Here is a 23,873-nt window from a genome sequence, read left to right as displayed (position 1 = left end):
AAAACCTTATCTTATAAGGATTGTGCCTACTTGTCTGACGTCTAAAATCTTTTTTGTAGTATAGGTATTACAATAGTATTACAAAGTTATTAGAAATACTAAATAAAAGATTTTTACCAAATCCTCCACCAAATTTTCATCAAGAAATGCTTTAATTAAAAGGTTCTTGTCTTTTTTCATCGCAGAAAAATTCCAGTAAATTGTCTTATAAAACTTTTTAGCGATAAGATGTTTAAATTCCTGCTTTTTCGCGTTATAATAACGAATAACTATATAATTAAAGCTGTGAAAAAGAGTAGTATGCAGAGTTTTCATTTTTAGAGAGTTTGTGGCTGGTGAGAACAAACATTGAAACCTGCAGAATGGACTTTGGAGCTTTCAAGTGAAAAGCTTGAACGTTGATCTCAACGTTACATGAATAAAGATAGTTCACAATAATGTGTGCTAATTAGGGTGGCAACGCGGTCCATTCGCCCCTAGCTTATGCTAGGAGCGGATGGGCCTTTTTATGTTGTATACGTAAACTAGCATCATATATGTGCAGATGAAAGGAAGATTTGATGAAAACAATTTTTTCAGGTATTCAACCAAGCGGTACAATCACTTTAGGTAACTACATTGGAGCGATGAAGCAATTTGTTGAACTTCAACATGACTATAACTGTCATTTTTGTATTGTAGATCAGCATGCAATTACAGCGCCTCAAGACCGTTTAGCACTTCGTAAAAACATTCGCAGCCTTGCTGCTCTGTATGTAGCAGTAGGAATTGATCCAGCACAATCAACTTTATTTATTCAATCAGAAGTGCCCGCCCACACGGAAGCAGGATGGATGTTACAGTGCGTAGCGTATATCGGTGAACTTGAGCGTATGACTCAGTTTAAAGATAAGTCCGCTGGAAAAGAAGCAGTATCAGCAGGATTATTAACTTATCCTCCACTAATGGCAGCTGATATTCTTTTATACAACACCGATTTGGTTCCAGTTGGTGAAGATCAAAAGCAGCATTTAGAATTAACGCGTGACTTAGCTGAGCGCTTTAACAAAAAATACAATGATATCTTCACTATTCCTGAAGTACGTATTCCAAAAGTGGGCGCACGCGTCATGTCTCTTCAAGATCCTACGAAAAAAATGAGCAAGTCCGATCCAAACCAAAAAGCTTTTATTACGCTCTTGGATGACGCTAAAACGATTGAAAAGAAAATCAAAAGTGCCGTAACGGATTCAGAAGGTATTGTTCGCTACGATAAAGAAAATAAGCCAGGTATTTCAAACTTATTAAGCATTTATTCAATCCTAGCAAATAAATCAATCGAAGACATTGAAGCAATGTACGAAGGCAAAGGTTATGGTGACTTTAAAGCTGACACAGCTAAAGTAGTAGCTGAAGCACTTGCTCCAATTCAAGAAAGATATTATGAATTAGTTGATTCTAGCGAGTTAGATGATATTTTAGATCAAGGTGCCGATAAAGCAAATGCAACGGCTAATAAAATGCTTCGCAAAATGCGAAACGCAATGGGAATTGGCCGTAAACGTTAAAAAAAAAACGACTGCTATGCAGTCGTTTTTTTAATTCACTTTTGGCTCTTGTTCAATTTCCCAAAGTTTTTCAAAGAAAGGTTGTCCTTTTACTAAGCGCTCGCATAATAATTTATGTTTCGGTGACCACCCTGACTTCGTTTCATCGTATAGCTGATTCCATACATCTTGAAACGGCATCTCTTGAATGTCTTCGTATTTCGTTGGATTCCACTCTGTGTACCAGTAGCGGATTTGAGCTGTATTTTTTGTTGTATGTAGCTGATCAAGTGCCATAAATAACAGCTGTTTTAGCTGACGTTCTTTACGTGTTAGCCCTCTCATCGTTTCAGGAGACGGCGAAAGAATATGATGCTCTTTTTTAGTTAGCTCGTCTTCACTGAACTTATATTCTAGCTCTTCTTGATCCGCAATCATCTCATAAACTAACTGTTCTTGTCTTGGAATTAAGCGGCTTTTTCGAATCGGAATATGGTATCCCATCGTATCAATTGCTAAAATATTCGTTCCATCTGTAACAATAAAACAATATTCAACCTGCGTGCGCTCATGATTTTTCCGAATGTATGCTTTCTGATAGACATCTTGTAGTAGTTGTTGAGGTAGCTCGGAAAGATCATTTTCAATGTAATGAAATAAAAGCGGATTTACTTTTAATAACGGTGCTTGATCGAGCAGTTCTACACAATCGTCTTTTCTCCACTCATGGAAATGACACACATTATAACCGTTTTCTTCGCCTTCAAACCAATTAACCCATACATCATGAAGATATAGCATAATTTACCCCTCACTTACTATCTGTTTGTTATCCATCAGTATAGGCAGAGAAAGGAATTTTTATTCCAAATGATGTTATTTTTCTAAAAATTAATTGTAAAATACCTTCGTTTTTGGTTATTATGCAAATGCACTTATTTCGAAGCTCAGACATAACGCCAGTGCTAATGATTGCTACAGGCTTCATGAACTATATCCACCCCTATAAGCAGAAAAAATCCGAGTTTCTTCTATAGTAATAGGTTTGTCAGGAGGTCTGACAAACCTAAAAAAATCTATCACACTTTTGTGATAGATTTTTAACGAAGAGATTTTGGATTTAAAGCATCTTTTAATCCTTCACCAATGAAGTTGATAGCCAGGATCGTAAATGTAATAGCTAAACCTGGCGGAACCCACATCCAAGGCTTATTCTGCAGCACATCTGATTCCCTTGCTTCTGTCAGCATATTCCCCCAGCTCGGCGTATCAGCCGGCACGCCAAAACCGATAAAGCTAATCGCTGACTCAAACACGATAAGGATGGCCATCTGCAAACTGGCTTGAACCACAATCGTTGAAAACACATTTGGCAGCAAATGTTTGAAGATGATTTTAAACGGGCTGCACCCAATGGAAACAGCTGAAAGCACATATTCATTTTCTTTTTCAGCCAAGACTTTGCTTCGCACCAGCCGGGCCGTACTTCCCCAGCTTAGGAAACTAACAACTAGGATGAGCGTCCAAACGCCTGAGATTTTTCCAATTAGAATTGTATTTAACACTACAACAAAAACAATGAGCGGAAAGTTTAAGACAAAGTCTGTAAAACGCATCAAGAATTGGTCCACTTTGCCTCCGTAATAACCCGCAATCGAACCAATAAGAGTTCCGATTAAAATAACGAGTGTTGTACAGGCAACTCCAATCAGTAACGAAGTTCTTCCTCCATACAATGTACGTGCAAATACGTCTCGACCATTCGTATCCGTTCCAAACCAATGCTCACTGGAAGGCGCTGCATTCATCGCCATATAGTCGATACGTGTAATATCTGCTTTTGTAAGCAGAGGTGCAAAAATAGCAAGAAGCGTAATCACAATCATGAAAGCTAAACTTATCATAGCTAGTTTATTTTTAACAAACTTCTTTCGCGCAATCGCCCATGGAGAAAGGTTTTTAGGAGCTTTCATATTCACTTCTGGCTGTACATCTTTTTTCGTTACAATTTCCATACTTTCTCCTCCTAATCCAAACGAATACGCGGATCTGCTACGCCGTATAACACATCAGCAAGTAAATTTCCGAGTAGCGTAAGTACTGAAAATAGCATAGTTAGTGACATCATTACAGAGTAATCCCGGGTAGACACAGATTCCACAAATAACATTCCAATACCTGGGTATGTAAAAATTGTTTCTGTAATAATAGCTCCTCCTATTACTGTTACAAGGTCAAAGCCTAAGAAGGTGATAAGAGGAATCATCGAATTGCGTAAGATATGAACATTATAAATTTTAGATTCTTTTGTCCCTTTTGCTCTGGCTGTGCGCACAAAATCTTTGCGACTGTTTTCAATAATATCATTACGTAAAAACTGCGTATATTGAGCAGTTGACATCAGTCCTAATATTAAAGCTGGGAGAATAACATGATGTATTCTACTTTGTATATATGCCCAAGTTCCTTTTTCTAATCCAACTTCTACTGAACCGCTAAATGGAAACCAATCTAGCTGAAAAGAAAAGAAATAAATTCCTACAATTCCGGCAATGAACGATGGAACTGCTAATGCAAAATAGTTATACCCTGCAATTAGATTATCTCCTAAAGTATACGGTTTTTTACCTGCATACATCCCTAGTATAAAAGCAAATACATAAGTAATGAATAATGAAGTTAGCGCTAAAAATATAGTATTAGGCATACGTTCTTTTATAATCTCAAGTGTCGGCAACTTATGTGTTGTTGATTTTCCAAGATCTCCTTGAAGCACCCCTTTAATCCAAGTCCAATACTGTACGTAGATAGGATCATTATATCCAAGCTTATCACGCATCTCTTCGATATATTTTGGATCTGTCTTACTTGGGTCAATCATGCCCCCAAAAGGGTCCCCTGGCATCATTTTTGCCAGGGAAAAAACTACAAAGGAGATTAGAATCAACATAGGAATCATTCCTAAAATACGTCTTAATGAGTATTGTAGCATCGTTGATTCTCCTTCTTTTAATTATTCTGTCACTGACCACTTATGTGAATCTAGGATGATTGTGTCTGGATCCATCGTTACATTTTTCAGACGTTTATTAACTGCATAGATGTTAACATTTTCCCATAAAGGAAGGGCTGGGAGCTCTTCGTTAAATAACTTCTGCCACTTTACAGAAACATCTTTACGATATTTATCATCAAATGCTTTTTCACTTAACGAATCTTTAATCAACTGATCAGATTCTTTATTAATCCAACGACCATGGTTCCACTCTGCATTTGATCCCCACGTAATACTTGGGTCTGGGTCATATCCTGTTCCCCATGAGCCAAAAAATGCATCTAACGACTTGTCATCGTTTTCTTTCATTTCATTGTATAAGTTAAATTCAATTAATGAACCCGATGCTAATTCAGTTTTCACACCAATATCATTCCATGCTTGAATAATGGCTTTTGCGCGCCCCTCAAAGTTTGCTGGGCCAGCGTAATGTCCGAACGAGATCTTATATGGCTTACCATTTGGATCTTCAACAAATCCATCGCCATTTACATCTTTATAACCTGCTTCTGCTAATAATTTTTTAGCTTTTTCTGGGTTATATTTATACTGGTTTAAGTCTTTTGGATCTGCTGCTAACCAGAAAACAGACGGAATAACCGTATTTGAAACCGTTGCTTTATCATTCATGAACGCTTTAATCATAGCTGGTCGATTTAATGCATACATTAGCGCTTGACGCACTTTTTTATCTTTAAACTTATCATAATCGTCTACACTGATACCTTTGTCCTTATCTCTATGACCAAAACGAAGGCCTATATAAGAATAAATAGATGCTTTTCCTTCGAGAAGTTCAATGTTGTCCAATTTATTGATTTGTCCTAAATCTGCTGGGCGTACACTCAATACATCGATTTCATTTTTCTTTAAAGCTCCGGCCGCAACAGATGGGTCAATAACCTTTACGACAACTTTATCCAAGTGAGGCTTCCCTTGCCAATAGTCATCATTACGCTCTAACTCCACGTACTCTCCTGATACTACTTTCTTTACTTTAAAAGGACCTACGCCGATTGGCTCCTGACGAACTTTTTTCGACTCTTGAAGGTCCTTCACAGCAATGCCTTCATAATATTTCTTTGGCATTGGGTATGCCCATAAAGTATCTAGATTATTTACTCGAACGTCTTTAAACGTTACTTTAAACGTATGAGGGTCAACAACTTCTACTCCAGAAATAGAGTCTGCTTTGCCATCGTGATATTCTTGAGCACCTTTAATAATTTCTACGTTGGCATAACGTGGCCCTGTGTAATCTTTATTTGCTATTGTTTCGTACGTATACTTAAAGTCATCGGCTGTTAGTTCATCGCCGTTATGCCATTTAACACCTTCTTTTAATTTGAAGGTATACGTTAATTTATCGTCACTAATTTTCCAAGTAGCTAAGTTCGGCTGAATTTTTATTTCTTTATCGTAATCATAAAGACCTTCATTAATGAACTGCAGAACGTTAGCGTCGTATTCACCTTGATAAAAACTAAAATCGAATACTCCTTCCGGCGCTCCGTCAATTCCATACGTAATCGTTCCGCCATCTTTTGGCTTGTCTGTTTTTGCACCTTCAGTTTTTGCTTCTCCGCCTTCTTTATTACTAGAAGATGAAGAACTGCTTCCACCGCTACATGCCGCTAGAAAAAGCGATAGCACAAGCAAAATGGAAACAAGTGATAAAAACGATTTCTTTTTCATCATGACGTTCCCCCTATTTAACTAATAATCTGTTCGTATGTAGCTTTTACGAGTTATATAAATGGCAAGCTACTTGATGGCCAGGTCTCACCTCCTTTAAGGCAGGTTTCGTTTGGCTGCACTCTGCCATGGCATGTATACAGCGAGGATGAAACGCACAGCCTTTTGGCGGATCAATTGGACTTGGCACATCTCCCTGTAAAATAATACGCTGTTTTTTCTTCCGTGGATCTGGTTCAGGTATAGCCAATACAAGCGCTTGCGTATAAGGGTGCAACGGCTCTGCGTATAGACTTTTCTTATCAGCAATTTCCACTAAACCGCCTAGGTACATAACACCGATACGGTCACTCATATGTTTAACAACACTCAAATCATGGGCAATAAATAAAAAGGTTAGGTCGAATTCTTGTTGAAGTTCTTTAAGAAGGTTTAAAACTTGTGATTGGACAGAAACGTCAAGTGCCGACACCGGTTCATCAGCAATAATAAGTTTTGGACGAAGTGCAAGTGCACGTGCAATTCCAATACGCTGACGCTGTCCACCGGAAAATTCGTGAGGATATTTATAGTATGCATCTTCCGGTAACCCTACTTTTGTAAGTAGATTCATAACTTCTGATTTTAATTGATTGGTTGATTTTCCTGTAAAATTCCGAATTGGTTCAGAAATAACATCTCCAACCATTTGCATTGGATTGAGGGAAGCATAGGGATCTTGAAAAACCATTTGGAAATCTTGTCTAATTTTACGGAGAGAAGTTCCTCTTGCTTCTGTGATATCTTTACCATCGAAAATAATTTTTCCGCTAGTTGGTTCCAACAGTCTTAGAATCGTCCTTCCTGCCGTGGATTTTCCACAGCCAGATTCTCCTACCAGACCGAGCGTTTCTCCTTTTCGAATCGCAAAGGAAATACCGTCAACTGCTTTTACATCACCAATTTTCTTTCGAAAAAATCCCCCGTGAATAGGATAGTAGGTTTTTAAATGCTGAACTTCTAGCAATACATCTTTCACTGCTTTAGTCATTAGCTTGTCTTCACTCCTTTTGACGGATAGCTGTTTTCATACAGCAGACATGCGACGTCATGCCCCTGTGAATCCTCGCGAAGAACAGGCGTAACGGAACTGCAGTCTTCCATTGCATGAGGACATCGGTTAACGAAACGACAGCCTGTCCTCGGCATGTTTACAAGAGAAGGCACAATTCCTTTGATCGTATTTAATACTTCTACATCATCTTCCATGCGTGGAATTGAGTGAAGAAGAGCTTTCGTGTACGGATGTTTTGGGGCATAAAATAACGTATCAACATCTGTATGCTCAACAATTTTCCCGCCATACATGACAATCACTTCATCACACATCTCAGCAACGACTCCTAAATCATGAGTAATCATAATAATAGACATATCATTGCTTTCTTGAATTTCTTTTAACAATTCTAAAATTTGAGCTTGAACCGTAACATCCAGGGCGGTTGTCGGCTCATCCGCAATTAAAAGTTTAGGCTGACAAGCTACCGCCATGGCAATCATGACGCGCTGTCTCATTCCTCCCGACAGCTGATGCGGATATTCATCGATGAGCTTTTCGGATCTCGAAATACCAACGCTTTTTAAAAGCGCAATGCTTTTTTCACGCGCTTCCGCTTTCGATATATTCATATGGTTAAACAATACTTCCTGCAGCTGATACCCAATGGTTAAAACAGGATTGAGAGATGTCATCGGTTCTTGGAAAATCATTGAGATGTCTTTTCCCCGAACATCATTCATCTCATCCTCTGATAAGTGCGTAAGACTCTTTCCGTTAAATACAACGCTTCCGCTTCTAATTTGACTATTTACTTTAGGTAATAGCCCAATAACGGATAAAGACAATACGCTTTTTCCACAGCCAGATTCTCCTACAACTCCTACAATTCGCTTTCGTCCGACTTGAAACGACACGTCGTCCACAGCATTATGCCAGGAATCATTAATGGAAAAAGCAGTTTGTAAATTTTTCACTTCTAGTAAAGGTGTTGATTCGACGGGCTTTTTATCCATTTATAGTGCACACCTCATTTTTCTAAAAATTGTTATATTTGAATAAGATATTATTACAATTCCATTACAAAATCAATATATTTTGAAAATTAATTATATTTTTTATTTTTAAAATAATGATTTTTGAATATCTCTTCAGCACTTTAACGCATAAACCTCCTAATTTTTTGTTGAAAACAGGATAAAATTTACTATTTTTTGTTTTAGGTATATAGAACTTATTTTTTTACAGTTGGAACGCAGATTTTTTTAAGATAGTATTGGTACTAAGAGGAAGCAGCTGGGTAGTAGTTAAAGTGTGAGGCTTCATACATGAAGTAACAAGATGATAACCGATATTGTAGCCCATCATTTCTGGATACCAATTTTGGCCGAATAACAGTTGATCATATTTTTTTTCGTCAGCGCGCAGATTGTAATAAGGTTTAACATGCTTTTCCCACATTTTTTTAGCTTCTTCAATGGTATAATAATTTGTCCAAGGGGCTAAATATTTTTTACCACAATATTCCTCCACTGCTCTTTCAGCTAACCCTTCCATCATCATAGCGTCTAACAAAGTAATCGTTTCATCAGATTTGTTAATGGCTTTTAGCCTGCAAACGTGATGATATTCATGGGTAAGCACCGCTAACATTTCTTCATCGGATGTATGGCTTGTCATAAACACAAATAATTTATCGGTAAAAGCGACACCTGCTCTTCCGTTAAATTCACGCTGCATTTTTCGATTTCGAGGATTGCTTGGAAGCACTAGCACCGCTACATCCGGCCCATTCCATGCTTTTTTAAGCTTTTCATAATGTGCTTTTACTTTCTTCCAAACCTGCCTTTTCTTCATTTCTTCTAATTCTTTTATAAACATTAAAGAAGGCGGACACATTCCATAGTTAAAAAGTAATTCCATATATTCTTTTTCTTTTAATTTCTTAAAATAGCGCGCAAGATAACGGCTTATTTCTTTCGGCTCCGTCCAAGTAGAAGTTGAAACAATCGGCATGTTTTCCCCTCTCTTTCTTCATCCTTTTGCTTCATGATATGTTCACAGCTACTCTTTTGGTTATTAAAAATAAAAAAAATTCTAGGCGTCAGCCTAGAATTTTTCATTATGCTTCGTATTTTTTAAAGATGATTGTTGCATTGTGACCGCCAAATCCAAGTGAGTTGCTTAGCACCGCTTTTACTTCTTGCTTACGCGCTTTGTTTGGAATGTAGTCTAAATCGCACTCTTCATCGGGTGTTTGATAGTTAATTGTTGGAGGAAGAATACCGTCTTGAATTGCTTTCACACTAAAAATAGCTTCTACTCCACCAGCAGCTCCTAGCAAGTGGCCAGTCATTGACTTTGTTGAACTAATTGCTACTTTTTGAGCGTGGTCACCAAATACTTCTTTAATAGCCATCGTTTCAAATTTATCGTTGTACCCTGTACTTGTACCGTGAGCATTGATGTAATCAATATCACTTGGCTGTAGACCTGCATCTTCAATCGCATGACGCATTGCACGAACGCCGCCTTCTCCTCCTGGAGCTGGCGCTGTGATATGATGAGCATCTCCTGTTGAACCATAGCCCACAATTTCAGCATAAATACGTGCGCCGCGTGCTAATGCATGTTCAAGCTCTTCAAGCACAATAACACCCGCACCTTCTCCCATAACGAAGCCGTCGCGGTCTTTATCAAACGGACGAGATGCTGTTGCAGGATCTGGATTTGTAGAAAGTGCTTTATTCGCACAGAAACCAGCAATAGATAAACGCGTGATTGGTGCTTCCGTACCGCCCGTCACCATCACGTCTGCATCTCCGCGTTGAATGACTTTAAATGCATCACCAATAGAGTTTGTACCTGTTGCACACGCCGTTACCGTACAAGAGTTCACGCCTTTCGCCCCTAAAGCAATAGAAACTTGTCCTGTTGCCATATCAGGAATCATCATCGGAATAAAGAATGGACTTACACGGCGGGCACCTTTTTCTAATAACGTTGAATATTGATTTTCAAACGTTTCCATACCGCCAATTCCAGATCCAATCCAAACCCCGACGTTTGGAGCAATCTCTTCCGTAATAGTCAAATTCGCATCTTTAACAGCCGCCAATGCAGCTACCATCGCATATTGAGTAAAGCGATCCATCTTACGAGCCTCTTTGCGGTCAATAAAATCTTCCACGTTAAAATCTTTTACTTCAGCCGCTACTTTAGCAGGAAATTCATCTGCATCTAGTCTTGTTAAAGGACCAACGCCAGACACGCCTGCTACTGCGTTTTTCCAAGCTGTTTCTACGTCATTTCCAATTGGTGTAAGCCCACCAAGTCCTGTTACAACTACACGTTTTTTATTCATCGTACATTCATCTCCTTCAGTTGCTTTAAAAATGTAGTGTTATTTTCCCCATCTAATGGCAATAGCTCCCCATGTTAAGCCGCCTCCGAAGCCAACCATTACAATTAAATCATCGTCTTGAATTTTCCCTGCTTCAAGCTCATGAACAATTGAAATTGGAATCGATGCTGCTGATGTATTGCCGTAGTATTGGATTGTTTTAGACATTTTTTCTTCAGGCAAGTCTAATCGCTGTCTTGCAGCTTCCATAATACGAATATTCGCTTGATGAGGTACAAGAAAATCAACATCCTCTTTTGTTAAACCTGCTTTTTCAATTACATTAACAGCAGATTCCCCCATTTGTCGAACAGCAAACTTAAATACTTCACGTCCGTTCATGACAATATGATCAAGCTCGTTTTGATACAAGTGCTTGCCTCCTGTACCGTCGGATCCTAGTTCAAAGGATAAAATACCTCGTCCTTCTGACACAGGTCCCATTACAACTGCACCTGCTCCGTCTCCGAATAAAACAGCCGTGTTACGGTCGTCCCAATCTGTAATCTTAGAAAGCTTTTCTACACCGACCACTAATATATGCTTGTAAGCATTAGTTTCAATAAATTGCTTAGCTGTAATCATGCCGTACATAAATCCTGCACATGCTGCACTCACATCGTAAGAAGCTGCTTTTTTTGCTCCCAATTTTTCTTGCAGCATACATGATACTGTAGGAAACGGTTGATCTGGCGTTACCGTAGCAACAATGATCATGTCAATATCTTCTGCCTCGACGTTAGCTTTATGTAAAGCTTCAACTGCTGCTTTATAAGCTAAATCAGATGTGTCCTCGTTATCGGCTGCAATTCGGCGCTCTTGAATACCTGTGCGCGTACGAATCCACTCATCTGATGTATCCATTACTTTTTCAAGATCTAAATTTGTTACAACTTTCTCTGGTACATAACGTCCAATTCCTAGAACGCCAGCGTTCATATCAACCTCTCCTTTAAATAAAAGGCTTATATTCCTATAAAACCTATATCTGTCATTTCATTTACCGATTATATAATCAATTATTATGAGTTGGTACTAATTTTACTTCATTTTTTATTTTTTGTCTATATGGGTGTTCGTCCTACTCAGGTATCTATCATGCTACATATAGTAATCATACGGGTCCCTCTTACTCTAGTATGGGACATTAGGTAAGAACTTACCCACCATTAAAATAGTGAAAGGAATGAGTATCATGGCAAGAAGACAAAGAAATGAAGCTTTTTCTGATTTTATGTTTGGAGCTGGGCGCAGAAAATCAAGAGAAGAAAGAGAGCGAGAGGAGTGGGAAAGATTATTCAAACAAATCGATGAAATTGTACTCGCCGTTGAAGAACTAGCTCCTCTTCTTAAACAGTTTGCCCCTTTAGTCGATTTATTTTACAAACAAAAATAACAGCTCGGATTCTACCGAGCTGTTTTCTTTAGTTGTTTTCATTTTCAGCTAATGCATCTTGCTTGCCAAGCTCATAGGCGTCGTTCATTACTTTTGTCAGTAATGTCAATACCGGCTGTACGTGTTCCATTGATAACTCAACGCCTGTTTCATCTAAAATCTGCTTTGCTTCTGGCAAGTACTTCATTGCAATTTGCATGAATTGCATATTTTGCTCTTCCATAGTGAAATCTCCTTTATTAAAAACATTTATTCCTCCTTATATTAGCGAATCTATTCTATAAGTACAACTTTCTCCTTTTAATGAAGAGGTAAAAAGAATGTTCTCATATGTTTTTTTTGCAGGTAAATGCCTTCTTTAGCCGTTACTTTGGAAGAAAAATGCAGCAGTTCTTTCGCTTTCCTGCTGATTTCATATTTTTCTTGAGCCGCTTCTTCCTTCACCTCCATATGAGTAATGTTTGCTCCAGCGCTCCAAGGCTGTAATTTTTCTTCAACTAAATGAACCACTTCATATGAATATGCACCAGTTTTACAGCGTCTGAGTGCACTGACGGCGTCTTCAATATAAATAATAAAATCCGTGCCTTCCATAATGGTAAAAGCTTCCTCGTACCCGGCAATATTTTTAGAATAGCACATTGACAAAGGCTGCCAAGGTCCGTAAAGAGTGGGCGTTCTGACAATCATAATGGGCCATCCATCATCTTTATATTTTTCTATCATTCGCTCAAAATGAACGTATAGCCTTCCTTCACTACTGTCCGGTTCTGGAATCGTTGTTTCTTCAATCTTTCGCTGCTGGTCTCCAAATACGCGCATGGTAGAAACAAACACAAATCGAATGTTGAATTGACGGCATTTATTAAGTGCTTGAATGAGTACTTGCTGCGCTTTTTGCATTTCTTGTCTTAAAAAATCAGGATGATAAAAATCTCCTCCATCGAAATATGTGAAGTAGACAATATCCGTTTCTGAGGTAATCATATCTAATGAATCGCCTACTTCAGTCGATACATAATTAGCGTTTCGCCCTAAGAAAAATTTCATCTCTTCCTGCAAATCATCTTCTTCTTTATGAGCAGAATGTGTATATCCTTTTACTTCTGTACCTTCGTCTAAAAAAGTCATACATAAATGAAAACCAATAAAGCGGTTTGCCCCTATTACTACTACATTTCCCATATCGCTTCCTCCAATTCTTCATTCATCATTTATTAAACAAAAGCTTAAAGCCCTATAGTTATAGAGAGTACTCATTCCTTATTTCAAAGTAGTTCATCCGTAAAAACATCATGAACTCTCTTTTTCCTTTTATCTCTTATACAAAAAGCCCCTATGATATGTATAATCATAGAAGCTTTGCTTATAACACTTTTTCATGCTGTTTATAAAATTGGAGAAGGGACCGTTCAAATAAATAGTTTTTTTCAGGCAAATAAAGTGAAAGCATAATCGGAGAGTGAAGTTCTTCACGATGTAGTTCATATTTTTTACTGTGTGCAATTGGATAATGAGTAGAGGCATTAGGCGCGGTCCATATCTTCACGGGCAGCGTTGATTTTAATTCCGTAACGGAAGGGTACTCCTTAATTAGCTTTGATACTTGCTTCCGCTCCACTTTATAAGCTTGAGTCAAGTCCTTCGTGAATTGTTTATAAAAGAATTTATTGTTTTTTTCATGTTCTGCATGCGTATGAAGATCAATACACGGATTTAGTAAACCAGCTGATCGAATGAACGTATTCCCGTCATTTTCCATTAGCTGCAGCGCTAACAGAGCCCCCATTCCTTCAGCTAAAATATGAATTCGTTTATTTAAAATTTCTTGTTTCATTACTAAATGATAAAGTTGTTTTGCAAGGTGATATGCTTCAGGAGACCCCCAATGCCGGCCATATAAATTGGAATAAAATACTGTGTATCCTTCATCTTGTAAACATTGCAACAGCTGTGACCTTCCGCCGTGCTGAATCCATAAGCTAGTTGAACTTTCAACAAAATGATCTTTATCACCCAATACTAACACACCGAAACCATTCGGTCGTTCAGGGACATGTACGACATTCCATTGCGTATCTAAGCTAAAAAAGCGTCGATGTATCATAGCTCTTCCTCCGTAACTTACTAGTTGTTCCATACAGTGTATGATAGAACCATAAAAAAGCGCACTAGAATAATGCCTATTTCTGACTTATTGCTCTTTTGTTTCTGCATGGGAGCACGCCCCTTATTTATTCATAAAAAATTCAATTTCTTATTTGACTGCTATATGCTAAAATGAAATCAAACTGTACTGTAAACGAGGTGAATAGAATGCGTGTCGTAATGGCTTTTGTTTGGGGCTTTTTACTAATGAATATGGCAGTGTACGTAATCTCTGCAATGACGGGCGGTACTTACAGTTTCGCAACCGCTTCCATCCTTGGAGTAGTTTTCACGCTAGTTGTAATTTTGATTGGAGAACTGGGTGTACCGAATAAACCAGCAAATAATCAACACTAAAAAGTGTTGGCTGTAAAGCCAGCGCTTTTTTTATTTTTTGGCATAGGTTCTTCTCAGTACTTTCTTTCCTTACCTCGTATTCAAGACATAGGACTGAGAGTGCTTTTCTCTATCTATATATAGTCGGAATCATTGATTATCCCAAACTTTAACTATATAATTTTAGAATAATCAAACTATTAACTTTAGGAGTGAATACTGCTGTGACTAAAGAAAAAATTGGTTTTATCGGAACAGGCGTTATGGGTCAAAGCATGGCCGGGCATTTAATTGACGCAGGATATGAAGTCCTTGTTTATACACGAACAAAAACTCGTGCTCAAGCACTACTTGAAAAAGGGGCCAAATGGAAAGAAACCGTTCAAGAAGTGGCCGAACAATCTGATGTTATTATCACCATGGTAGGCTATCCTCACGATGTAAAAGAGATTTATTTAGGAAAAGACGGCATTATACATAATGCAAAGAAAGGCTGCTATACAATTGATATGACGACATCAAGCCCTATACTTGCTCGTGAGATTTATCAAGCAGCAAAAGAGAAGCACATTCATGCGCTTGACGCTCCTGTTTCAGGAGGAGATATTGGGGCTCAGAAAGCAACCTTAGCGATTATGGTAGGAGGCGATTCTGAAGCATTCTCTGCCGTTACGCCTATTCTTGAAAAAATGGGGACAAATATCGTTCTTCAAGGAAGCGCCGGTGCTGGTCAACATACAAAAATGTGCAATCAAATTGCTATTGCTTCTAATATGATGGGTGTCTGCGAAGCGATACTTTATGCTGAAAAAGCCGGATTAGATCCGAATACCGTTCTAAAAAGTATTGAAACAGGCGCAGCGGGAAGCTGGTCGTTAAGCAATTTAGCTCCTCGCATGATTAAAGGAGACTTCGAACCAGGCTTTTATATTAAACACTTCATTAAAGATATGAAGATTGCCATTGAATCAGCTGAAGAAATGGAGCTGTATACACCCGGGCTAAAATTAGCAAAATCGCTTTATGAACAGCTCGAAAAACAAGGCCAGGATAATAAAGGAACACAGGCTCTGTATACCCTTTTAAAACAGCATGCCCTAACTGTATAAAGACAGGCAGCTCATTACGAGCTGCCTGTTTTTATTAATGATTTACGCTTCATTTAACGAATTCATAAAACGACTGAATGCGAGCTGCCCTTCAGCAGTTTGTTTAAACACACCTGCATGCTCTAAAATAGTCGCAAAGATCAAACCGAGCTCTTGTTGAAGAATGCTTTGGACATTTTCCACTTCAATATGCGGATATTTTTTCTTGATGTGTTCAGCCCACTTCACGTGTTTTTTCACTTGATCATGCCTGCTGGCTACTTCACTCAGGTTATTCTGAACTAACCCTTTGGCCACTAGACTCATTTCGTCTTTCAAACGACCGGGTAAAACCGCAAGCCCCATTACTTCAATTAAACCTATGTTCTCTTTTTTGATATGATGAACTTCTGCATGCGGATGATAAATGCCATCTGGATGCTTGCTGTTTGTTCGATTGTTTCGCAGTACTAAATCTAATTCGTACAAATCCCCTCTTTTCCTAGCAATAGGCGTGACCGTATTGTGAGGAGTTTGATCTGTAAAAGCTAAAATACCAGCACTTTGATCACTATATGATTTCCATTTCTTCAAAATGAAATCCGCTGCTTCCACTAATGGTGCAAGGTGCGAACTTTGAAGACGAACGACCGACATTGGCCAATGAACAATTCCAGCTTTCACGTTTGGATGCGCTTCAAGAGAGAACGATTTATTTATTCTTGCTTTAGCCATAGGAAACTCATGATAGCCTCCTTGAAAGTGATCATGCGTTAAAATAGATCCTCCTACGATGGGTAAATCTGCATTTGACCCTAAAAAATAATGTGGGAATTGTTCAACGAAGGCAAGCAGCCGCTTAAACGTTTGCTTTGAAATATGCATAGGTGTATGCTCACTCGCAAAAACAATGGCATGTTCATTATAATAAACGTAAGGTGAAAACTGCATGTACCACAGCTCTTCCTGCAATTCCACAGGGATAATCCGGTGATTTTGGCGAGCTGGGTGGTTAATGCGGCCTGCATAGCCAGCATTTTCTTTACAGAGCAGGCATAGCGGGTAGTTGCTTTCTTTCAGTGATTTGCTTGCTGCAATTGCTTTTGGATCTTTTTCCGGCTTAGATAAGTTGATAGTAATTTCAAGTTCTCCAAAGTCAGTGTTTGTTACCCATCTTTCGTTTTTAGCAATTCGATCTCTGCGAATATAGTGAATGTCTTTTGACAGCTTATAATAATAGCTTGTGGCTTTTTGAGGGTTTTGCTGATAGTGATCGTAAAAGGTTCGATTAACCTCTGAAGGCATGCTTGCAAAGCATCCCATTATTTTGGTATCGAATAAATCTCTATATGTGATAGAATTATCGGCGATTCGATTGTTTTCGGCAGCCCAATCAAGCATGTTATCTAAAATAGCAGCTGGATGTTCCAAACGTTCTTCTTTAACTTCTACCGTAATACATTCGTCGAGTTCTAACACTTCCAGCAGTTTATTTCTCACCACATCTATATCCCATTTTGTTACTAGATTCTTTTGTAAACCATATTGAATAAGTCGGGTGATTTCTTCATGAATGTTGACTGACATACACTCGTTCCTTTCTCTATCTGTTTTCTCTTATACTGCTTCTAATGTGAGTTCACGCGCTCCTTCTCCAACCGTAACCACATAAAATTCAGCTTCTAAACTCGTTTGCTTATAATAAGCGTCTTTTACTTCCTCAATAAATCTATCAACCTGTGCTTTTTTTACGATACTGATTGTACAGCCGCCAAAGCCTGCACCCGTCATGCGTGATCCAATCACACCTTCTTGCGACCAGGCTGCTTCTACAAGAGCATCTAATTCTTTTCCACTTACTTCATAGTCATCTCGCAGCGAACAGTGCGACTCATTCATCAATTGACCAAATCCTTTTAAATCGCCGTTTTGCAATTTAGCAACCGCTTCTTTTGTGCGTTCATTTTCATATACCGCATGTTTAGCGCGCTTACAATCTACTTCGTTTTGTATTAAAGATTTGTGCTTTTCAAATTGTTCTTTCGTTAAATCACCAAGCGAATCAATGGAAAGTGAAGTTTGCAAATCTGATAGTGCTCTTTCACACTCCATACGGCGCTCATTATATTTTGAATCTGCCAGCCCTCTTCGCTTATTTGTGTTAGAAATAACGAGCACAGCATCTGTTAACTGCAGCGGGCTATACTGGTATTCAAGAGTCTGGCAGTTTAACAATACGGCTTGATTTTCTTTTCCCATTCCAATTGCAAACTGATCCATAATCCCGCAGCTTACGCCGATAAATTCATTTTCAGCTTGCTGCGCCATTTTTACAAGGTCCATCATATCAATATTCAATTCAAGAATTTTATTTAAAAGTACGCATGTGACTAACTCAATTGATGCCGACGATGAAAGCCCTGCTCCGTTAGGAATGTTGCCGAAAAACAAGATATCAAAACCAAAAGGAAGATCATATCCCTGCTTTTTAAAGGTGTCCATTACTCCTTTTGGATAATTAGCCCAATCATCCTCGGTTTTGTACGTTAATTGCTCTAAAGAGGATTCAATAACGCCTGCTTCAGAGAAGTTTTTAGAGTACATACGTATTTTTCCATCATGACGTTTTTGTACTACCGCATACGTTCCTATACTCAATGAACAAGGAAAAACATGCCCTCCATTATAATCAGTATGTTCTCCAATTAAATTGACACGCCCTGGTGCAAAAAAGCAGCGAATAGCTTCTGACGAATGAAATATTTGTTTGAACTCTTCGATTAATTTTTCCAGCATTTATTATCACCTATTTTAAGTAGTTTTTTGGAAACGGATTCATATGTACATTGTAAAGTCCAATTTTCCTTGCCTCAATGGTAAAATTCCTATCGATAATCGGTACTTTTTTGCTTATCACTTTAAAAATGATTCTTTTAAATTGATGATGAACTGCTCTTGCGCCAAAAAGGTGTTATCTTCATGGGAGCCTTGACTTGCAAATTATAAGAAAATAATAGATTTAGAGACATTCACTAAAAATAATCATGATATTTTCAAAAAATTATAGAAAAATGAAAGCGATTACGTTAAAGTAAGAATTAAGTACTACTTTATTTCAAAAAGAAGGTGAAAATTTGCTCTCACATTTCCAAGCTCAAGAATATTCAACGTACGCATACAGGTTTTTAGAATCCCGCACAAACGAAGTTGCGCAGCTCTGGTCGGTTGGATGGGATGAAGTTTTCTCGCCCCTTTATAACTGGAGCGGAAATCAGCGAAAAGATGTAGGAAAATATATTTTTCAATACACGGTTTCTGGGTACGGGATGATTGAAATAGATGGACAAGAATATAAAGTGGATGCTGGAAAAGCATTCATCGTCAATATACCTGGAAATTATCGCTATTACTTACCAAAGGAAAGTGAAAACTGGGAGTTTATTTTTCTTACATTATACGGAGATGAAGTACAAAAATGCTGGGATTATATTCAGTCAACCCACTCCCCTGTAATTCGATTTCACCCTGAATCAGCACCTGTTCAGCTGCTTGCTCAGATATATAAGAGGGCAAGTGAAAAACATATAGCAGATCCATTTCATGCCTCAAGCTTATCTTACCGCTTTGTAATGGAGCTGTATCAATATATTAAAAGCATGGACAGTTTTACAGAGGATTGGCCTGAAAGTATCATTAGCTCTATTTTATTTGCCCGCAATCATTATCATGAAGAAATCGGTCCGGATGAAATGGCAGATGCAGCTCATTTATCTCGCTATCATTTTAGCCGGTTATTCAAACAAACAACAGGGATTACGCCGATTCAATATTTAACGAAGCTTCGCATTCAAAAAGCGGCCGAGCTATTGCATCAAACCAAGTATTCAATCGAAGAAATTGCTGAAAACGTCGGCTATGCAAATGCCAATTATTTAACAAAAGTATTTCGCAAAACAACCAATATGACACCCGGGCAGTATCGAAAAAGTGATGCATCCATTGATGAACACTTTGCATTACCAAAATAAAAACGACTTCCATAAAAGGAAGTCGTTTTTATTTTTTATCGGGAATTTCTACTACCACAGAACCTTTTTCGTAAATAAAAGTCAATTTTTTACCCGGGATAATCATATTTTCTAAAATATCTCGTGCAGCTTGAAGTGCAAACTCTGTCCGTTCTGCCTTTTCCTGCACTTCTTCATTTTCAGCTTGAAGATCATTTTTATCCAGCGCTCTTATTTTAGTTAATGCCTGATCTATAAAATCGTATGCTTCGTCATATATAAGCTCTATACGGTCCTTCATGTGCTCATTCATGCTCCTTTGCCCATTTTGTATTATCATAAATGAATTAGATATATTCTACAACCTAAAACTGAATAAGTTTTTACGCTTAGCTCTCACGTATTTTTTTTATTTATTTTAAAAGGGATGCTGCTCTTAATAGCAAAAAAAGACCATTCAAATTATCATGAATGGCCTTTTTAGAAAACTTATACGCTGACAACAAACTCATCATCTTTTACATCAACTGTCACTTGACTATAATCTTCAATTTGCCCTGCAATTAATTCTCTGGCAATTTTTGTTTCAATATATTTTTGAATAAACCTTTTTAAAGGGCGCGCTCCGTATACCGGATCAAACCCGGAGGCTGCAATATGATTTTTTGCTTCTTCTGTTAACATTAACGAAATATGACGATCGGATAAACGCTTTTCAAGCTGAAGCAATAGCTTATCAATAATTCCCTTTACTTCATGAACAGTTAGCGGTTTGAATAAAATCGTGTCGTCTACTCGATTTAAAAATTCTGGGCGAAAATGCTGTCTTAATTGAGCCATCACTTGCTCTCTGGCTTTTTCAGTAATCTCGCCTTCACTTGTTAAACCGTCTAATAAAAATTGAGAACCAATATTTGACGTCATAATAATGACTGTATTTTTAAAATCAATGACTTTTCCTTTTGAATCTGTTGCTCTTCCATCATCTAGTATTTGAAGGAGCACGTTAAATACTTCGGGATGAGCTTTTTCAATTTCATCTAACAAAACGACTGAATAAGGCTTGCGTCTCACCGCTTCCGTTAGCTGTCCGCCTTCTTCATACCCTACATAGCCAGGAGGCGCTCCTATAAGCCTAGAGACCGCATGCTTTTCCATGTATTCAGACATATCAATACGAACCATTTGTTCTTCACTGTCAAATAACGAATGTGCCAACGTTTTGGCTAGCTCCGTTTTTCCTACTCCGGTAGGTCCTAGGAAAATAAATGATCCAATTGGGCGGTTCGGGTCTTTAATGCCTGCCCTTGCGCGAATCACAGCATCTGTAACTAAGGATACGGCTTCGTCCTGTCCAATCACACGCTGCTGTAAAATTGACTCAAGCTTCAACAGCTTTTCTCTTTCTCCTTCAACTAGTTTCGACACCGGAATTCCCGTCCACCTTCCTACAATTTCAGCAATTTCTTCTTCCGTTACCTCTTCTCTTAACAAACGGTTTTCTTGTGCTTTTTCAGCAGCTGTTTCTTCCAGCTGTTTTAGTTCTTTTTCAAGAGCTGGAATGCGTCCGTGGCGAAGTTCGGCTGCTTTATTTAAATCATATTTCCCTTCAGCTTCTTCTAAATCTCGCTTCGCTTTCTCAAGCTGCTCCCGGACATCTTGCACCGTTTGAATCGACTGCTTTTCTTTTTCCCACTGCAGCTTCATTGTATCTGCACGTTCTTTTAAATCAGAGACTTCTTTTCGAATTGCCTCTAACCTTGTGATGCTTGCTTGATCTGTTTCTTTACTTAATGCCGCTTCTTCAATTTCAAGCTGCATGACACGTCGTGTTACTTCATCTAATTCTGATGGCATCGAATCAATTTCTGTTCGAATGGTTGCGCATGCTTCATCAATTAAATCAATTGCTTTATCAGGTAAAAAGCGATCTGAGATATAACGATCAGACATAACCGCTGCTGAAACAATCGCTCGGTCATGAATGTTTACACCGTGATGAATTTCAAACCGTTCTTTTAAACCGCGTAAAATAGAGATTGTATCTTCTACTGAAGGTTCTTCAACCAGCACCTGTTGAAAGCGTCTTTCAAGAGCTGGATCTTTTTCAATATACTGACGATACTCATCAAGAGTTGTAGCTCCTATACAGTGAAGTTCTCCTCTAGCAAGCATTGGTTTTAAAATATTCCCTGCATCCATCGCTCCGTCCGTACGACCTGCTCCAACGATTGTATGAAGTTCGTCAATAAATAAAAGAATTTGACCGTTGCTTTTCTTAACTTCTTGAAGAACAGCTTTTAAACGCTCTTCAAATTCGCCTCTGAACTTCGCTCCTGCTACTAAAGCTCCCATATCTAATGAGAAGATGGTTTTATCTTTTAATCCTTCAGGCACATCTCTACGAACAATGCGCTGTGCTAGACCTTCAACAATCGCTGTTTTACCAACGCCAGGTTCTCCAATCAAAACTGGATTGTTTTTTGTTTTTCGCGATAAAATGCGGATAACGCGGCGAATTTCTCCGTCTCGTCCAATGACTGGATCAATGTTCCCTGCTCTTACTTCTGCCACTAAGTCTCTTCCATATTTAGCTAACGCTTCATATGTAACTTCCGGATTTTGACTTGTAATTCGCTGATTTCCTCGAAGGCTAGTAAGCACATCTTGCAAAGCTTTTTTTGTTATACCGTGACTTGAAAATAACTTGCCATATTCACTAGAAGACGGTTCCTGTGCTAAGGCTAAAAAGATGTGCTCAACTGAAACATAATCATCTTGCAGACGAGATGCTTCTTCTTGAGCTTTGACAAACAGCTGCTGGAGTTTATTTGTAATATAAACTTTCCCTACTTCAGCTCCACTTCCTGTAACAGCAGGTTTTTTCGCAAGCAGTTGATTTACCTGCTGCTGAAAAGATTGATGATCTATATGTAAATGATCTAATATGCGAGGAGCAATACCATCTTGCTGATGAATAAGCGTATAAAGCAAATGAGCAATATCCACTTCCTGCTGATTTCGTTTAATAGCTTCGGACTGCGCTTCCATCACGCCTTCTTGCAATTTTTGGGTCATTTTATTTATGTCCATTGAACATCCTCCTTCGATACATTTGACCTTTATTGACCTTTATTTCATTATACCCAGCAATGGGAAAACAAGTAAAGCCATTCAATTTAGAATGGCTTCTTTATTTTTTTACTATTTAAGGCTTGCGCATGTATGTCCAGTGGCGGTCATCGTTTGCCGTCTCTGGAAAACGCTCTCCTGCTTTTAATTTAACCTTTTGAGGATTATTTACGTTGCTTCCTGTTTCACCAATTTCAATATACACTCCGTTATTAGGAGCTTTTTGACCCGGTGTGAAATGACGATTTTGTCCCATTGTCCTGCCTCCTCATTCCTGAAATGAAATGTTCTCCTATACTATTCCCTTAAGATTTCCGTTTCATAATGGAGATGTTTTCATATTAGGAACAGAACAGAAAAGAGCAGACCTTTAGATCTGCCCTTTTGTATCAATGAGTAAATTTAATAGCTTGTTCAATTTCAGTTTCTCCGGCTAACATTTCAAACGTTTTTCCTATCGTAGCTTCTTCGTTTAGGCATTCTACAAGCACGGTTGCTACATCTGCTCGAGGAATCGTCTGAGATTTATCTTCAATATCATTATTGATATCAATTTTTCCAGTAGCTGAATCATTCGATAAAGTTCCTGGTCGTACAATTGTATATTGCAGATTAGACTGCTTTAAGTATTCATCCGCTATCGCTTTAGCACGCAGGTAAAGTTGTAAGCCTTCTGGTCCTTGTTCAGGTGCATCTGTTCCCATTGAACTTAACATAACAAAGCGCTTCACACCTTGATTTTTTGCTTCATCAATGATATTTTTAGCACCGTTTTGATCCACAGCGATTGTTTTTTCATCTCCCGTATGTCCTCCAGAACCTGCTGCAAATATGACAGCATCCATACCTCTTAAAGCATCTGAAACATCTTGCTCCAAGTCACCAAGTACAACGTTAGCGCCCAGCTTTTTTAAAGCGTCTGCTTGTTTTTCGTCGCGAATCATCGCATAAGCTTCATGCTGCTTGCTGTTTGCGACTTTTTCTACCACTTGTTTTCCCGTTGTTCCGTTTGCTCCAACAACTAATACTTTCATCATAAATCACCTTTCGT

The 23,873-nt window shown here is 38.4% G+C and carries 24 protein-coding genes and 1 other annotated feature; of the genes, 5 read left to right on the top strand and 19 right to left on the bottom strand.

Going from position 1 to position 23,873, the window contains the following annotated elements; all coding sequences use genetic code 11:
- Positions 1-276: 276 nt before the first annotated feature.
- Positions 277-481: a binding site (T-box leader), on the top strand.
- 76 nt (positions 482-557) lie between these two features.
- A complete protein-coding gene (gene trpS, locus ACNHOZ_RS12380; protein ID WP_447697135.1) occupies positions 558-1,547 on the top strand; it encodes a tryptophan--tRNA ligase in 990 nt (329 codons plus the stop codon).
- Between the two features lie 30 nt (positions 1,548-1,577).
- Here trpS and ACNHOZ_RS12375 read toward each other — a convergent pair whose 3' ends face one another.
- From ACNHOZ_RS12375 to ACNHOZ_RS12330, 10 genes are all read right to left on the bottom strand, one after another.
- A complete protein-coding gene (locus ACNHOZ_RS12375) occupies positions 1,578-2,327 on the bottom strand; it encodes a YjbA family protein (RefSeq protein WP_028412368.1) in 750 nt (249 codons plus the stop codon).
- A gap of 28 nt (positions 2,328-2,355) precedes the next feature.
- Positions 2,356-2,514 (bottom strand): hypothetical protein, encoded by a 159-nt coding sequence (locus tag ACNHOZ_RS12370; protein ID WP_155017005.1) that lies wholly within the window; start codon positions 2,512-2,514, stop codon positions 2,356-2,358.
- A 112-nt stretch (positions 2,515-2,626) separates the two neighbouring features.
- Positions 2,627-3,541, bottom strand: coding sequence for an oligopeptide ABC transporter permease (opp4C, locus tag ACNHOZ_RS12365; protein WP_013081753.1), 915 nt, complete (start codon positions 3,539-3,541; stop codon positions 2,627-2,629).
- An 11-nt stretch (positions 3,542-3,552) separates the two neighbouring features.
- Entirely contained in the window at positions 3,553-4,518 is a 966-nt protein-coding gene (gene opp4B / locus ACNHOZ_RS12360; protein WP_016763044.1) for an oligopeptide ABC transporter permease, read from the bottom strand.
- A 21-nt stretch (positions 4,519-4,539) separates the two neighbouring features.
- Positions 4,540-6,279, bottom strand: coding sequence for an oligopeptide ABC transporter substrate-binding protein (gene opp4A, locus ACNHOZ_RS12355; protein ID WP_053001505.1), 1,740 nt, complete (start codon positions 6,277-6,279; stop codon positions 4,540-4,542).
- Positions 6,280-6,322: 43 nt separating this feature from the next.
- On the bottom strand, positions 6,323-7,306 hold the full coding sequence (locus ACNHOZ_RS12350) for an ABC transporter ATP-binding protein (RefSeq protein WP_447697134.1): 984 nt from the start codon (positions 7,304-7,306) through the stop codon (positions 6,323-6,325).
- Positions 7,306-8,328, bottom strand: a complete 1,023-nt coding sequence (locus tag ACNHOZ_RS12345; RefSeq protein ID WP_048021969.1) for an ABC transporter ATP-binding protein — start codon at positions 8,326-8,328, stop codon at positions 7,306-7,308. The genes ACNHOZ_RS12350 and ACNHOZ_RS12345 overlap by 1 nt, the downstream gene beginning before the upstream one ends.
- 226 nt (positions 8,329-8,554) lie before the next feature.
- On the bottom strand, positions 8,555-9,328 hold the full coding sequence (locus ACNHOZ_RS12340; RefSeq protein WP_016763040.1) for a DUF2268 domain-containing protein: 774 nt from the start codon (positions 9,326-9,328) through the stop codon (positions 8,555-8,557).
- Positions 9,329-9,434: 106 nt separating this feature from the next.
- The gene (gene fabF / locus ACNHOZ_RS12335) at positions 9,435-10,676 is read right to left on the bottom strand and encodes a beta-ketoacyl-ACP synthase II (RefSeq protein WP_028412374.1); all 1,242 of its coding nucleotides are present in this window, start codon (positions 10,674-10,676) and stop codon (positions 9,435-9,437) included.
- A 39-nt stretch (positions 10,677-10,715) separates the two neighbouring features.
- Positions 10,716-11,654 (bottom strand): beta-ketoacyl-ACP synthase III, encoded by a 939-nt coding sequence (locus tag ACNHOZ_RS12330; protein ID WP_013081747.1) that lies wholly within the window; start codon positions 11,652-11,654, stop codon positions 10,716-10,718.
- A 256-nt stretch (positions 11,655-11,910) separates the two neighbouring features.
- Between ACNHOZ_RS12330 and ACNHOZ_RS12325 the strand changes: the two genes are divergently transcribed.
- A complete protein-coding gene (locus ACNHOZ_RS12325) occupies positions 11,911-12,111 on the top strand; it encodes a hypothetical protein (RefSeq protein ID WP_028412375.1) in 201 nt (66 codons plus the stop codon).
- 28 nt (positions 12,112-12,139) lie between these two features.
- On the opposite strand, the gene ACNHOZ_RS12320 is transcribed toward ACNHOZ_RS12325, so the two are convergent.
- From ACNHOZ_RS12320 to ACNHOZ_RS12310, 3 genes are all read right to left on the bottom strand, one after another.
- On the bottom strand, positions 12,140-12,334 hold the full coding sequence (locus ACNHOZ_RS12320) for a ComZ family protein (RefSeq protein WP_013081746.1): 195 nt from the start codon (positions 12,332-12,334) through the stop codon (positions 12,140-12,142).
- A 77-nt stretch (positions 12,335-12,411) separates the two neighbouring features.
- The gene (locus tag ACNHOZ_RS12315; RefSeq protein WP_033578042.1) at positions 12,412-13,296 is read right to left on the bottom strand and encodes an NAD-dependent epimerase/dehydratase family protein; all 885 of its coding nucleotides are present in this window, start codon (positions 13,294-13,296) and stop codon (positions 12,412-12,414) included.
- Positions 13,297-13,477: 181 nt separating this feature from the next.
- On the bottom strand, positions 13,478-14,218 hold the full coding sequence (locus tag ACNHOZ_RS12310) for a hypothetical protein (protein WP_013055401.1): 741 nt from the start codon (positions 14,216-14,218) through the stop codon (positions 13,478-13,480).
- 209 nt (positions 14,219-14,427) lie between these two features.
- On the opposite strand from ACNHOZ_RS12310, the gene ACNHOZ_RS12305 reads away from it, so the two are divergent.
- Positions 14,428-14,616, top strand: coding sequence for a YjzD family protein (locus ACNHOZ_RS12305; protein ID WP_028412377.1), 189 nt, complete (start codon positions 14,428-14,430; stop codon positions 14,614-14,616).
- A gap of 203 nt (positions 14,617-14,819) precedes the next feature.
- Positions 14,820-15,704 (top strand): NAD(P)-dependent oxidoreductase, encoded by an 885-nt coding sequence (locus tag ACNHOZ_RS12300; RefSeq protein WP_033578041.1) that lies wholly within the window; start codon positions 14,820-14,822, stop codon positions 15,702-15,704.
- Positions 15,705-15,746: 42 nt separating this feature from the next.
- Here ACNHOZ_RS12300 and galT read toward each other — a convergent pair whose 3' ends face one another.
- Both galT and ACNHOZ_RS12290 read right to left on the bottom strand, forming a co-directional pair.
- Complete coding sequence (gene galT / locus ACNHOZ_RS12295; RefSeq protein WP_028412379.1) at positions 15,747-17,270, bottom strand: UDP-glucose--hexose-1-phosphate uridylyltransferase; 1,524 nt, start codon at positions 17,268-17,270, stop codon at positions 15,747-15,749.
- A 30-nt stretch (positions 17,271-17,300) separates the two neighbouring features.
- On the bottom strand, positions 17,301-18,479 hold the full coding sequence (locus tag ACNHOZ_RS12290; RefSeq protein WP_255899192.1) for a galactokinase: 1,179 nt from the start codon (positions 18,477-18,479) through the stop codon (positions 17,301-17,303).
- Between the two features lie 338 nt (positions 18,480-18,817).
- On the opposite strand from ACNHOZ_RS12290, the gene ACNHOZ_RS12285 reads away from it, so the two are divergent.
- Positions 18,818-19,711 carry a helix-turn-helix domain-containing protein gene (locus ACNHOZ_RS12285; protein ID WP_013081740.1) on the top strand — a complete coding sequence of 298 codons (894 nt, stop codon included), beginning with the start codon at positions 18,818-18,820 and terminating at the stop codon, positions 19,709-19,711.
- Positions 19,712-19,739: 28 nt separating this feature from the next.
- Here the strand turns inward: ACNHOZ_RS12285 and ACNHOZ_RS12280 are convergent, their stop codons facing one another.
- From ACNHOZ_RS12280 to ACNHOZ_RS12265, 4 genes are all read right to left on the bottom strand, one after another.
- The gene (locus tag ACNHOZ_RS12280) at positions 19,740-19,991 is read right to left on the bottom strand and encodes a hypothetical protein (protein ID WP_014461601.1); all 252 of its coding nucleotides are present in this window, start codon (positions 19,989-19,991) and stop codon (positions 19,740-19,742) included.
- Positions 19,992-20,179: 188 nt separating this feature from the next.
- Positions 20,180-22,783 (bottom strand): ATP-dependent chaperone ClpB, encoded by a 2,604-nt coding sequence (gene clpB, locus ACNHOZ_RS12275; protein WP_255899187.1) that lies wholly within the window; start codon positions 22,781-22,783, stop codon positions 20,180-20,182.
- A 115-nt stretch (positions 22,784-22,898) separates the two neighbouring features.
- Positions 22,899-23,078, bottom strand: a complete 180-nt coding sequence (locus ACNHOZ_RS12270; RefSeq protein ID WP_013055394.1) for a YjzC family protein — start codon at positions 23,076-23,078, stop codon at positions 22,899-22,901.
- Between the two features lie 133 nt (positions 23,079-23,211).
- Entirely contained in the window at positions 23,212-23,856 is a 645-nt protein-coding gene (locus ACNHOZ_RS12265; RefSeq protein ID WP_028412382.1) for an SDR family oxidoreductase, read from the bottom strand.
- Positions 23,857-23,873 lie beyond the last annotated feature (17 nt).

It is taken from the genome of Priestia sp. D51 (assembly GCF_053345675.1).
The sequence above is the reverse complement of the archived record's forward strand: the minus strand, read 5'-3'. Positions and strand labels throughout refer to the sequence as shown.